This window comes from Brachyspira hyodysenteriae ATCC 27164 (genome assembly GCF_001676785.2).
In the GTDB taxonomy this organism is placed as follows: domain Bacteria; phylum Spirochaetota; class Brachyspiria; order Brachyspirales; family Brachyspiraceae; genus Brachyspira; species Brachyspira hyodysenteriae.
In genome coordinates this window covers 2594438-2608365 of record NZ_CP015910.2, presented here as the reverse complement: position 1 = coordinate 2608365, position 13928 = coordinate 2594438, and the positions used below count along the sequence as shown (strand labels likewise).

The 13928-nt window shown below is 26.8% G+C and carries 11 protein-coding genes; 2 read left to right on the top strand and 9 right to left on the bottom strand.

Going from position 1 to position 13928, the window contains the following annotated elements; all coding sequences use genetic code 11:
* Positions 1-23 precede the first annotated feature (23 nt).
* The 8 genes from BHYOB78_RS11390 to BHYOB78_RS11355 all read right to left on the bottom strand — a co-directional run bounded on the left by BHYOB78_RS11390 (position 24) and on the right by BHYOB78_RS11355 (position 10641).
* A complete protein-coding gene (locus BHYOB78_RS11390) occupies positions 24-290 on the bottom strand; it encodes an HPr family phosphocarrier protein (RefSeq protein ID WP_020064800.1) in 267 nt (88 codons plus the stop codon).
* A gap of 191 nt (positions 291-481) precedes the next feature.
* The gene (locus BHYOB78_RS11385) at positions 482-1264 is read right to left on the bottom strand and encodes a type III pantothenate kinase (RefSeq protein WP_012670930.1); all 783 of its coding nucleotides are present in this window, start codon (positions 1262-1264) and stop codon (positions 482-484) included.
* Between the two features lie 2 nt (positions 1265-1266).
* The gene (locus BHYOB78_RS11380) at positions 1267-2661 is read right to left on the bottom strand and encodes a CCA tRNA nucleotidyltransferase (protein ID WP_012670929.1); all 1395 of its coding nucleotides are present in this window, start codon (positions 2659-2661) and stop codon (positions 1267-1269) included.
* An 84-nt stretch (positions 2662-2745) separates the two neighbouring features.
* A complete protein-coding gene (gene aroC, locus BHYOB78_RS11375) occupies positions 2746-3855 on the bottom strand; it encodes a chorismate synthase (RefSeq protein WP_020064801.1) in 1110 nt (369 codons plus the stop codon).
* A 121-nt stretch (positions 3856-3976) separates the two neighbouring features.
* Entirely contained in the window at positions 3977-4774 is a 798-nt protein-coding gene (gene map / locus BHYOB78_RS11370; protein WP_012670927.1) for a type I methionyl aminopeptidase, read from the bottom strand.
* A 12-nt stretch (positions 4775-4786) separates the two neighbouring features.
* Positions 4787-5050 carry a hypothetical protein gene (locus BHYOB78_RS11365; RefSeq protein ID WP_020064802.1) on the bottom strand — a complete coding sequence of 88 codons (264 nt, stop codon included), beginning with the start codon at positions 5048-5050 and terminating at the stop codon, positions 4787-4789.
* A gap of 26 nt (positions 5051-5076) precedes the next feature.
* Complete coding sequence (locus BHYOB78_RS11360) at positions 5077-8517, bottom strand: AAA family ATPase (protein WP_244269314.1); 3441 nt, start codon at positions 8515-8517, stop codon at positions 5077-5079.
* Between the two features lie 21 nt (positions 8518-8538).
* Positions 8539-10641 (bottom strand): hypothetical protein, encoded by a 2103-nt coding sequence (locus BHYOB78_RS11355; RefSeq protein ID WP_020064971.1) that lies wholly within the window; start codon positions 10639-10641, stop codon positions 8539-8541.
* Positions 10642-11153: 512 nt separating this feature from the next.
* Between BHYOB78_RS11355 and BHYOB78_RS11350 the strand changes: the two genes are divergently transcribed.
* On the top strand, positions 11154-11756 hold the full coding sequence (locus BHYOB78_RS11350) for an HAD-IA family hydrolase (protein ID WP_012670923.1): 603 nt from the start codon (positions 11154-11156) through the stop codon (positions 11754-11756).
* Between the two features lie 10 nt (positions 11757-11766).
* On the top strand, positions 11767-13557 hold the full coding sequence (locus BHYOB78_RS11345) for a sensor histidine kinase (protein WP_012670922.1): 1791 nt from the start codon (positions 11767-11769) through the stop codon (positions 13555-13557).
* Here BHYOB78_RS11345 and BHYOB78_RS11340 read toward each other — a convergent pair.
* Positions 13552-13908: a response regulator gene (locus BHYOB78_RS11340; RefSeq protein WP_020064972.1), complete on the bottom strand. Its 357-nt coding sequence runs from the start codon at positions 13906-13908 to the stop codon at positions 13552-13554. The two genes, BHYOB78_RS11345 and BHYOB78_RS11340, sit on opposite strands and share 6 nt — an antisense overlap.
* Positions 13909-13928 lie beyond the last annotated feature (20 nt).

Genomic DNA, 13928 nt, shown 5'->3' with positions numbered 1-13928 from the left:
TCCATAAATAAAATTAAATTTAATTAGTCTTTTAAATTAGCCATAAATTCTTCTATTTTTTTTAGATTTTCTGCTTCATTTTCTCCATCACAATAAACAGTGAGTACAGAACCTTTTTTTACACCTAATGATAAAACTTTTAAAAGAGATGAAGCATTAACTCTTTTACCAGCTTCATTTTCTATTTCTATTTTACATCCTGTTAATGATTTAATAAATGTTACAAATTCATTACCAGGTCTGGCATGAAGTCCTGTATCATTTTGTATAGTTACTTTACCTGTAGTCATTGGCAAATCCTCCATTCTTTTCTTATATATAGTTTAAAGTATATCAGTTTTTTCTCATTTGTCAAATATATATGTACTAAATGATATATTTTATTATACTAAGTGCATACTTTTTAGTGAATTTTTTTTATAAAAAATATATATATTATAATAGTTTTGAATTGAAACATATTACTGACAGCATTAAAAAGTTATTTATTTTTAGCTATCATATTAAAGTAAATACCCTGTAAAACTAGAAACGGATAAACTTTACATTTCAATAATTTTAAATTGGATATTCCGCCTGTTAAAAAGATTTTGCATTTAATATTATATTTAGATTTTATATACTTTTTGGTTTCCGATACTGCATAATTAACAGTACCTATTGTATTATATATAGCACCTGACATTATGGCATCTTTCACATTATTGTTTATAGGATTTGGTATTGATTCTATAGGACCTATTTCATAATAAGGTAAAGAAGTAACATTTGATAATGCCTGATAGCTTGTTTTTGTACCTGCTATTATCATACCGCCTAGAAATGTAAAATCTGAAATCATAATGCTTACTGTTGTAGCTGTACCCATATCTATAACAACTGAAGCGTATTTCTCTTCATTACTATTACTGATTTTTTCAAGACATATAGATGCATAAGTAGATAATATTCTGTCTATACCTACAGAATCTTTAGGCTCATAAGAATTACCTTTTAATTCAATATCATTATGGGTAACTCTGTAAGGCTTCATATTGAAACAATCTTCCACGCTGCCTTCAAATAAATCATTTACTTTCAGTGAAACACTGCTGTAAAATACCTGTTTTATATCTGTATGATTATTTTTTATTTCATTTAATGCACTTACTAAATCTAAAGCATTGCTATGTTCTATAGCTTTATAATATAAAGGTTTGCAATTTTTTTCTTCAAAAATTGCTAACTTAGCTCTAGTGTTTCCTATATCTGAAAGCAAATACATTTTTATACCCCATCTTTTATATTATTACTCTCTAAAAAGTTTTTTGTTTTTTCCATAAGGAATTCTCTATTATTTAATTCAGGTTCATCTAATATTAAATCTAGTAAATAATTTAGTATTTTGCCTATTAAAGGTCCCGGATTTAAATTAAATTCATTGATTAAATCATTTCCGTCTATTTTGAGATCTTTAACAGTAATAGCATTTTCTTCTTCGATTATTTTGTCGATTCTAGCCAATAATTTAGGTATAGCTTTGCTTTCTTTATCCTTTCTGTTTCCGCTTCCAAGTCTGTCAGCTTCTCTTAATCTTAAAAGAGGTCTTATATTTTCAACACCAATAGCACGCATAAATCTTCTAACTGCACCGTCAGTCCATTCATCTTGATAATAGAACATATGCTGTCTTACTAATAATGTTACAAAATCTATTTCAGAATTTGAATATTTTAATCTTTTCATTATTTTTTTGGCGATATTAGCTCCTACAACCTCATGATTATAATAAACAGGATCATCTTGTTTTGATACCTTTTTTTGAACCATAGGTTTAGCTATATCATGAAATAGTGCTGCCAGCCTTACTAATAATGTTAATTCTTCAGTTTCTAAAGGCTCTACTGACTGTATGGTATGAAGAATATGATAATAAACATCATACTTATGGAATTTATTTTGATTTACTCCAAAACCCTGCATAAGTTCTGGCAATATTAGAGATAATACGCCTGTTTTTCTAAGTAATTCTAATCCCCTGAAAGGATTTTTGGATAGTAGTATGCCATTAAACTCTTCTCTTATTCTTTCCGCTGCAATTGATGCAAGCATACCTGTAGAGTGAGTTATAGCATCAAATGTTTCTTTTTCTATATCGAAATCTAATTTTGTAGCGAATCTTATAGCACGCATTATTCTAAGTCCGTCTTCGCTGAATCTTTCATAAGGATTTCCTACAGATTTTACTATCTTTTTTTTTATATCTTTCATGCCGTCAAACATATCTATTAGACTTCCGTCTAAAATGTTATATGCCATAGCATTTATTGTTAAATCTCTCCTAGGTAAATCTTCTTCTATACTAGTAGCATATTCTACATGATCTGGATGTCTTCCGTCACTGTAATTTCCATCGCTTCTAAAAGTTGTTATTTCCACATGCATATCTTCTATAATTACAAGTATAGTTCCATGCTTGATGCCTGTTGGGATAGTATATTTAAATATTCTTTGTACGTCCTCTGGTCTTGCATCTGTAGTTATATCATATTCATGCGGAGTGATGCCCATTATAGAATCTCTAACTGCACCGCCTACTAAAAAACACTGAAAGCCTTCAACATATAATATTCTTGCTATTTCTTTTATCGGATGAGGTATATCTGTAAATATTTTCTTCACTTAATATCCTATAATGTTTTTATTTTATATAGTATATACAATTTTTCATTAATTACAAATTTTTAATACTGTATAAATATGCTATTAAATCAATTTTCCTTTCATATCCAAACATAAATCAAGTATTGAAACAGCAATGGCAGATTCTATAACAGCTACAGCCCTTACAGCTATGCATGGATCATGACGTCCTTTAATTACAAGAGTTTCTTCTTCTTTTGTTTCTATATTCAAAGTTAATTGTTCTTTTGATATTGATGGGGTAGGCTTTATAACTACATTAACTACTATAGGCATTCCATTTGATATACCGCCTAATATACCGCCATTATTATTAGTTTTTGTTTCAACTCTTTTTATATTATTATCATTTTTTATAGTGTAAGCATCATTACATTCGCTTGCTTTATAATTAACAAAGTCAAATCCAAGTCCGAAGTCTATTCCCTTTACAGCAGGCACAGCAAATATAGACTGAGCTATTCTGCTTTCTATAGATGAATAAAAAGGATCTCCGAATCCTGCAGGCATATTAAATACGGCAGCAGTTATAATACCTCCTACTGAGTCCATATTCATTTTGGCTTCTTCAATAGTTTTTATCATTTTATCCATAGCTTCATTATCAAATACACTTAATTCTTTATTATAATTATGAGTAAACTCTTCATAAGTTGGAAAAACATTATTAGGATATTTATCTTTTATATTGTATATTTGTTTTATATGAGCTGCTATATTAATATCAAATTTTTCTTTCAATGCCAATTTTGCCAAAGCACCTGCAAATACTAAAGGAGCAGTAAGTCTTCCTGAGAAATGTCCGCCGCCTCTTATATCATTGAATCCGTCATATCTTAGCATTGCAGTATAATCACTATGCGAAGGTCTAGGAAGTGTTTTTAAATTAGAATAATCTCCGCTTCTTTTGTTTTCATTTCTTATGATTGCGGCTATCGGCATACCTGTACTTTTACCTTCAAGTATTCCTGATAATATTTCTGCTTTATCGGCTTCATTTCTTGCTGTTGTGAGCTTTGCATTTTTAGCTCTTCTTCTGTCCATTTCACTGTCTATAAAATCATTATCTATATTAATTCCGTAAGGAAATCCGTCTATAACACAGCCTATAGCTTCTCCATGAGATTCTCCGAATAAACTTAATTTAATATTATTTCCAAATACGCTTCCCATTATATATATTCCTAAAATTTAATTTGTACTAGTATATATTATTTTTGATAAACTTTCTATATTATTGAATTATTAGTAAAGAATTAAATTGAGATTTTATTAAAAGAATAATAATTATTTTTTATTGTTTTTTTATACCGAGAATTTCTACACCAGTTTGAGTGATTAAAACAGTATGCTCAAAATGAACAGCTAAAGAATAATCAGGAGTTGATAAAGTCCAGCCGTCTTTTTCTTTTTCGTATTTATCTGTACCATTTGTTATCATAAGCTCTAATGCAAGCACCATATTAGGTTCTAATGCAACATCATTATTAGGATGATAAAAATTAAATATATAAGGAGCTTCATGATATTCATAGCCTACGCCATGTCCTGTAAGCGATTTTATTACGCTGAATCCGTATTCATGAACTTTATTTTCAACAGTTCTTCCATATTCGCTTAAAAGCACATTAGGTCTTAATTTATAAATACCATATTCTAAAGATTTTTTGCAAGCATCTATAAGTTTATAAGCTCTATGATTTACAGAACCCATACCGCCTTCTATAACTATAGTTCTAGCACAATCAGCATAATATCCATTATATTTAACTCCTACATCAACGCATACAGGCTCACCATGAACAAGTATTTTATTATTTGTAGGTCTTCCATGTGCTATTTCATTTCCGCTTGATATGCTTGTAGCAAATCCGTAATCAGGAACTTCAAAATTGGCAGGGTAGGCATTTTGTGATTTTATATATTTTTCTACTTCCTTATCTACTTTAGAGGCTCTTACTCCTGACATACAAAGTTTAAATGCCAAGTCAATAGAATTTTGTGCTATTTCAGCTGCTTTTCTTATATTTTCTATAGCATCTTCATCTTTTATACTAGGTTTTACTATTTCTCTTACTTCTTTTATGAACATGTATTTATATCCTTATTTTAAAGATTTAGGAGTAAATATATATAAAAGAATCACCAATATAAAAGATCCTAATATCGCAGATGATAAATTTATTTTTATATATTGTATATTGCTTAATCTAGGTAAATAGTATGATCCAAGCAGAGCACCGACAGTTGCTATAAGAAACATCATAACCCAACCGCCAAATACTTTTATTTTAAGTATTTTACCGAATACTAAACTAACAATGATTCCTATAACAATAAACGCCGATACTACTATAATATATTCCATTTGTTTATATAACCTCTTTTATTTTACTAGTTAGATGAAAGTCCTATAAAAAATGATTTTAATCCTCCTTCATCATTTTCTATTGGTACAAATATCATATGGGAAATATCTTTTCTATCTTCAGAATCAAATTTACTTTTTATAGAATCTGAAGCGAATGGATCAGATACATATAATGTTTTTTTATGAGACAGAATCTTTTTGAATAAAGCTTCATTCTCGCTAATATTCAATTTATTTTTTGTATTATCAGAAATATTTTGAGATTCTGCTATATCATAACTTCCATTATCTTGTCTTGTAAGCATAGCTGCATGTATTATATCAAGTCCAGATTGTTCTTTTACCCATTCTAGCATTTCGCTCATATTTTTATTGACAAATTTTTTACCTCTAAGAGCTTTTAAAACTTTCTTCCAATTAGAAGTCATATTTTCTTTTACTTTTTCTTCTGCTTCTCTATAAAAGTCATCTGGAACTTTAGGAACTTCTTCAGGGTCATATAAATCTTTATCTATTAAATCTTCTGTATCGAAACTATCTTTTTCACTTGCAGGTTTAATTACTTCTCCGTCATCATATTCTTCATTGAAATTAGGTGATATATTAGAGCTTCCATTATTATTGCTGTCATTTTCTTCATCATCATAATCTCCTAGCAAAAAATCTCTGTTAAGCGAAAAATTGAAAGCATCGCTTGAAGAAAAGTATTCCTCTTCTTTTTTTACTATTTCATCTTCTAAAATAGATCCATGACTTATCAAAATATCCCCCTCTTTATTGTCATCATTATCATCTATAATATCATCAATTCCTTTTATAATATCATTATCTGATGAGTTATTATTATCATCAATAGTTTCTTCTAGCTCTTCATTATCAGCTTCTTCAGATTCTTTAACTTCATCGTTTGTATCAGGTATATCATTTAAATCTTCTTCATTATCATCATCTACTAAATGATCAGAATCCAAAAGCTCTTCATCAGAATACTCTCTCATTTCAGGCATGTTTTCATCAGATTCTTCATTTTCTTCATTACTATTTTCTGTATTATCATTTTCTTCTGTAATATCGTCTATTACATCGTCTAAATCAGGTATATCATCCAAATCGCCTACAGTATCATCTATATTATTGTCTTCTTCGTTATTATCTTCATCATCGTCTAATAAATGATTAGAATCTAAAAGCTCTTCATCAGAATACTCTTTCATTTCAGGAATATTTTCATCAGATTCTTCATTTTCTTCATTACTATTTTCTGTATTATCATTTTCTTCTGTAATATCGTCTATTACATCGTCTAAATCAGGTATATCATCTAAATCGCCTACAGTATCATCTATATTATTGTCTTCTTCGTTATTATCTTCATCATCGTCCAATAAATGATTAGAATCTAAAAGCTCCTCATCAGAATACTCTTTCATTTCAGGAATATTTTCATCAGATTCTTCATTTTCTTCATTACTATTTTCTGTATTATCATTCTCTTCTGTAATATTATCTATTACATCATCCAAATCAGGTATATCATCTAAATCACCTACAGTATCATCTATATTATTGTCTTCTTCGTTATTATCTTCATCATCGTCCAATAAATGATTAGAATCTAAAAGCTCCTCATCAGAATACTCTTTCATTTCAAGCATGTCTTTATTATCTTCTTTATCTTCTTCAGGTTCTTTTATTTCATCATGTAGATCAGGTATATCGTTCAAATCGCCTACAGTATCATCTATATTATTGTCTTCATCATCATCCAATAAAAGATTAGAATCTAAAAGCTCCTCATCAGAATACTCTTTCATTTCAGGCATACTTTCATTACTATTGTCTTCTGTATTATTTTCTTTCTCTTCTTCATCGAGTACATCGTCTAAATTAGGAACATCTTCTAATTCATCTTCTTGTTCATCTAGTACATCATCTAAATTAGGAACATCTTCTGTATTATCATCATTGAGTACATCGTCTAAACTAGGTACATCCTCTGTATTATTTTCTTCATTATCTTCATCAACTATATCGTCCAAACTAGGTATATCTTCTAATTCATCTTTCTGTTCATCAAGTACATCGTCTATATTAGGAACATCTTCTAATTCATCTTGCTGTTCATCTAGCACATCATCCAAATTTTCTATATTTTCTAATTTAATACTCTCATCTTCATCATTATCTTCATTTTCTAATACTTTATCTAAAGATGATAAATCTTCTATTTTTATTTCTTCATCTTCATCATTATCATCTTGAATTGTTTCTCCGCCGTCTTCTAGTACATCATCTAATTTGATTATTTCATCATCATTATCTTCATAATCCATTACATCATTCAATCTTGTATCATTATCTTCAACTTTTATATCTTCTATTTCATCTATATTAGGAAGATCAAGTTTACTATTTTTTGTTATTTTATCTACTTTATTTAGATATTTAATACTTTCATCATCTAAGCCTTCTATATCATTATCATAATCATCAATATTAAACTCTTCATCATTTACAATATTAGCATTATCATAATTATTTATAGGAGGTTCGCTTTCATCATATATATCATCTTCTTCAGATTCTTCTGTTATATTATTATTAGCAGCAGGTTTGAATCTTTCTACTAGAGAAGTTGTAAGCAAGAATATAAAAGATAAAGATAAAAGTGCTAATATTATATATTTTAAATACTTTTGAACTATAGGTACATTAAGTTCTAATATACCTATACTAAAATTATCTATATCTTTAACTTTACCTGAATAAAAAGCAAATGTATTATTATCAGCATCTATAGTACCAGAACTTCCTATATCTTTATTCATATATTGAGTTAAACTGTCTATTGATATGCTGTTAATATCTATAGAAGGGTTATAATAGACAACACCATTAGAAAGTACTACGAAGTTTAAATTATATGATGTATTTTCAAATATTTTCTTAAATACGCTTGCTACTATATATCCTACTTCTATTCCTCTGTCATTTTTTATTGGCTTAACAAAATATACGCCGTCATAATCTTTATCAAAAAATGCCACAGCTTTAGAATTTTTGTAGCTTTCTAAATCTACAGGTTTAGTTTTTACAGGAGAAGAAAATACTGATTTTCCATCTGCTAAGTATAATGCTACTGTATCAAAAGGATAATTACCGCTTCTGAATATTGATATAATTCTATCTCTTTCTGCAGTATCTATTCCATTTAATATAACCTGCTGTAAAAGATTAATAAAAGGATAGCTATCAACTATTTTGTTAAGTCTTTCATCATAATCTTTCACCAAATTTACTATACTATTCTGACATATCAAAGCATTTCTATCAAGTTTCTTTGTATCAACATCAAAAGCATCTTTTTTCAGTCCGAATACAAACGTAATAAATAAAGCAAGAACTATCAAATTTATAAGTATAGATACATACACAAAGATAGATATCTTATTTTTGTCAGACATATTAACACCTCTAAATAACTATTATTTTTTTGTTATGCTTTTTCTCGCATCTTCCTCTGCTTTGCTTATTATAGAGGATAACATTTTATCGAAAGCGGCAAACACATCATCTGTTCTTGAATTAGACTCATTATCCAAGTTAGATGCTTTTACATCTTCTTTAGAATCCTCTTCTTTTTCGCTTTTATTTTTTATATTATCGATAGCTTTATTATATGAATTTAATATATCCATACTAATATCATGAGAATCATTATTTATATGGTTCTCTGTTTTCTTACTATTGAATAAATTTCTTACATATTCTTTATTTTTTTCTTCTTCTTTTTCTTTATAGCTTGATAATAAATCATTTTTTATTATTTTTTTATTAAATTCATTATCGATTTTGTAAGCATTTTCTTCTTCTTTCTCTTCAGAATTATTTAATACATTATTTTTTAATATATTTTCATCTAAAGATAAACTTTCAGCTATAAAATTATTGTCAATATCTGAATCTGATGATTTAATATTTAATTCTTCATTAGATATAGACATGAATTCTTTATCATCATCATTATTTTCAGCATATTGCTCTTCTTTTATCTCATAATCATTTATAACAGTATCATTATTTTCTTCTTCTTTTTCTTCTTTAATTTCGTATTCGTTTATAGACATATCATCATTTTCTGATATATTAATGTCTTCATAAACTTCTTCTTCACTGCTCATATCATAAAGACTATCTTCTAAGAAATTCTCTTCTATAGCTCTATCATATTCTTCTTGTAAATCCTTTTTTATATTAGCAAATGCAGTTTCTATATCTATTTCAGTATTTATTTCGTTTATTTCTTCTATAGTTTCTTCTTCTGTTGTACTTTCTTCTAATTGATTTTCTGAATTTTCTTTTTTATCTTCTAAGTCCTCTTTTGAAACAGTAAATTTATTTTTGCATGCATTTATTTCATCTTTTATATTAGATACTATATTTAATATATCTTTTCCTATGTTGAATTTATCCTCATCTTTTGAATTATTATTTTCTTTTAGATATTCATCAGGTACTTTGTAATGTACTTTTTGAATCATAGGAGGCATTTCTTCAATAGCATTTGATTTAGGTAATTGTGAGTTAACTATATTGTTATTTATAAGCTCATCATTTCCTCTTATGCTTTCAACATAATCTTTATTGCTTTTTATCTGCATAATGTATTTAAAGAAATATACTACCGCTTTGATAAATAACTGACAAACAAGTATGAGTAATGCTGTTATAGCAAGTACTATAAGTTCAAAGTAGTTAGGATATTCTTTTCCTATCATAGAAACAGAAAGAGAATCATTAACCATGAAACTAGGCTGTTTTTTATAGTATGCATATCTATTTATAACAGATGAAACTTTTTCTATATTGTTATCTCCTACAGCTTCTCTTACATTGTAAACAGAGTTTCTTGCATCGCTTACATAAAGTCTTTTGTCAGCTACTTGATAATACATAGCTATATCAGATACATAAGCATAATCATTTCTAGTAGTAACGATTATTTCTCCATAAGGATTTTTTATATATTCCATTATATAAAATGCATTTTCATTTGTAGCATTTAATACTAATGATCCTTTATTTTTAATTTCATTTATTAAATTGTCCTGAAGTTCTAAAGGCCAAGATTTATTTCTTGATAAATATAAATTAAGAAGCATTTTTCCTTCTGTGCTGAAAACAGTCATTCCTCTCAAATATGGATTTTCAACAGTCATTTTATAATAATTATTTTTGTATTTATCTATTTGAGCTTTTGAAGGTGTATTATTAGGATTAAAATCTTTTAGTGAATCTGATGTTTGATACATACTATATCCTACATAATCGGATATTGATTGAGTTATTAAATTAACTTGGTACTCAGATACACTATTTCTTTTTATTTTCATTTTTACTGCTATTTTATCTACTCTTTGCATCATCATATCTAAATAGTCATTGATAAATACCGCTATACCATTGTTTTCTGGAAGTACAGTATTACTTGCAGCACGTGCGAACATAGCAACTATAAAAATGATAAGAAAAGATATCATTAAACTTAAAACTGTTTTCATTATTTTCTGCTTTTTATTTTCATTCATAATATTCAGCCTTTATATAATAGTTATCTTATAATAAAGATATAAAAAACTATATTAGTTATCGGCTAAAGCAAATTTTACTTGAAATGTTTTCTTGATATGTTTATTTAATTTGATATGTTATTAAAAAGCTCCGCTGAGCCGTATACGACATAAATGCGCCTGACTTTTCTTGTCAGGTGGGTTCCTCAGAAACATGACCTTGATTTCTCAAAACCGTATCGCGATAACGGCGAGCCTATCATTAATGCTTCGCTCCAGATCCCTAATGCATTAATTTATACTGGCGCAAGAATGTACTATCGTTTAACGAGAACAGCAGAGTTGAATACAATATAAATTCTTTTTAATTATTTGTCAAGACTGCAGTATTAAAATTAACATAATATTAGATAAAATTATGATTAAAAAAATTATTTTTATATAATTATAATATATTATCTATATACTTGACAAACATTTTTATAGAAAATATAATATTACTAAATTTCTTTTTTAAAAAGGCTATCTTTATGATTAAAAATATTGTATCAGATATTGGAAATGTATTATATGAATTTAATGTAAATGAATTTATGAATAAATATATAGATGAAGAAGACAGAGAAAAATTTTTTCAAAATTCTTTTTCAAATAAAAATTGGCATCTTATGGATAAAGGAGATCTTGACTTTAATGATGCAAGAAAATTATTTATAGATATGAATCCTAAATATCAAAAAATTATAGATGAATTATTTGATACTTCACTTACTCTATGTTTAAATAAAAATCATAATAATATTTCTTTACTTAAAGAATATAAAAATAAAGGATATGATATATATTATCTTTCCAATATGCCTTCTGAAACATTTGAAGCATTAAGAAAAGAAACAGATTTTTTTGATGATACATGCATTGGAGGTGTTGTTTCTGCTCATATAAAAATGATAAAGCCTAATAAAGATATTTATGAATATTTTTTAAATAAATTTGATTTAAAAGCTGATGAATGCCTATTTATAGATGATAATATTAATAATGTTAATGCTGCTTTAGATATTGGTATTAAAGCAGTACAATTAAAAAAAATAGATGATATGAAAGATATATTACAAAATATGCTTAAATAATAATTATATTATGAATTTTATTAAAAAAACAATATCGAAAATAAAAACTAGATATGGAATATTATTTCCAAGTATTATATGTTTTTTTATTATATTAAATTTTATAGCTGCTTTGTGGATAAGCAGCTTTATATATGAACCTAACATTACAAATCAGTTTTATATGTTTTCTGTAATGTTTTTCCCTTTAACAAGTATTTTAATAGGTGTTATAGTTATAATTAAATTTATTGTTGATGCTATAATGAAAAAGGAAGGTTCTCATCTAAAATTGGTAATAGTATTGATTATGGGGCTTATGACTGTTGTTCCAAGTTTGTTTATAAGCAAAATATCTACATATATTATCAAAACAAATTTAAATCTATTTTTGGATCAAAAAATTAGCAGTTCTGTAGAATATGTAATAGATATTTCAAATCAAGAAATAATAGATAAACAGATATTCATGTCAAATGTTATTGATAGTGTTGGTATAAGGTATTTCAATAATTTATATTATAATTTAGAAATTGGACATATAAAATATGAAGATATAAGTAAAATAATAAAATCTTCAGAATATTTTAATAATATAGTGTTTCTATCAAATTCATATAATTTGAATAATATAATTTTTTTTAATTCTGCTAATTATATACCGCTTGATATCAACTATAAATTAACTAACACAAATATATTATTTATTAATAGCGAATATAATGGTTCTTTTTATGTTAATGCTATTATACCATTATCATACAAAAACAACTATGTTATATGGTCTGAATCTATGCCTAAAAATTATATAGAAGTTAGAAATAATGCTTTGGAGACTTTTAGGATATATAACTCTGTAAATATGTTTACAAATGAATTTTCTATGATACTTAGTCTTTTGTATATATTTGTTCTTGGTATATCCGCATTTTTTTCTATAATATTTGGAATAGCTCTATCTAGGCTCATAACAAGACCTATAAGTTTAATACTTAATGCTACAAATTCTATTACAAATGCTGATTTTAATATAGATATGAAGCTTGGCGGCGTTCATGATATGAGAAATTTGATACATAGATTCAATGTAATGGCAAGGGCATTAAAATATCATAGAGACAGAGAGAATACAAGGGCTAGACTTGAAACTTGGAGAGAGGCTGCTATTAAAGTGGCTCATGAGATAAAAAATCCTCTTATGCCTATAATAATGAATGCAGAACTTATAGAAAGAAAAATATCTACGAATATGACAGATAAAGATGTTGAAAAGGCTAAAAAATCATCAAATATTATAATAAAAAATGCTAATGTAATTTCTAATTTGGTGAGATCTTTTTCTGAGTTTTCATTTGCCATTAGACTTTCTGATGAAAAACAGTCTATAAATAGTGCTTTAATAGAGGTTTTAGAGTCTTTTAAGAACATAAACACTATTAAATTCAGTGTGGTATTAAGTAAGCATGATTATTTTATTAACATGGATAAAGAAAAGTTGATAATGGCTTTTAGAAATTTGATTAAAAATGCTATAGAAGCTATGGAAAAGTCTTCAAGATCGGTTATATATATATCATCATACCATGAAATTATAGATTTAAATGAATTTTTTATTATTAGTATTACAGATACAGGTATTGGAATTGAAAATAATAATTTGCATAAAATATTTGAACCGTATTTTACATCAAAAGAGAAGGGTACAGGAATAGGGCTTTCTACAGTTGAAAAAATAATATCAGAACATAATGGTACAATAGATGTAGAATCAATACCGGGTGAAGGAACTACTTTCTTTATAAAATTTATGATAGAGTCATAAAGATTCTATTTTCGTTATCAATTTATTTATATGAAGCGGATATTTCATACATATTATATTATGTTTTTTTGCTTCTCTTTCCAAGTCTATATCTATATCTTCATATAAAAAGAATATTGTAAACTCATCATAATTTGGAAGTTTTTTGAGTTCTGTTATAAATTCTATAACATTTATCCATACAAGATTAGGATTGAATACTAAAATTTTCACACTGTATTTATATATTTTGCTTATAAGTTCATATAAATTTTCAGCTATGAATACCTTTATAGATGAACTTTCTAAAGTAGCTTTAACTTTGTTCAATCTATTATTATCATCATCTATTATTATAGCTGAGTAATTCATAGGCACACTCATTTATAGTA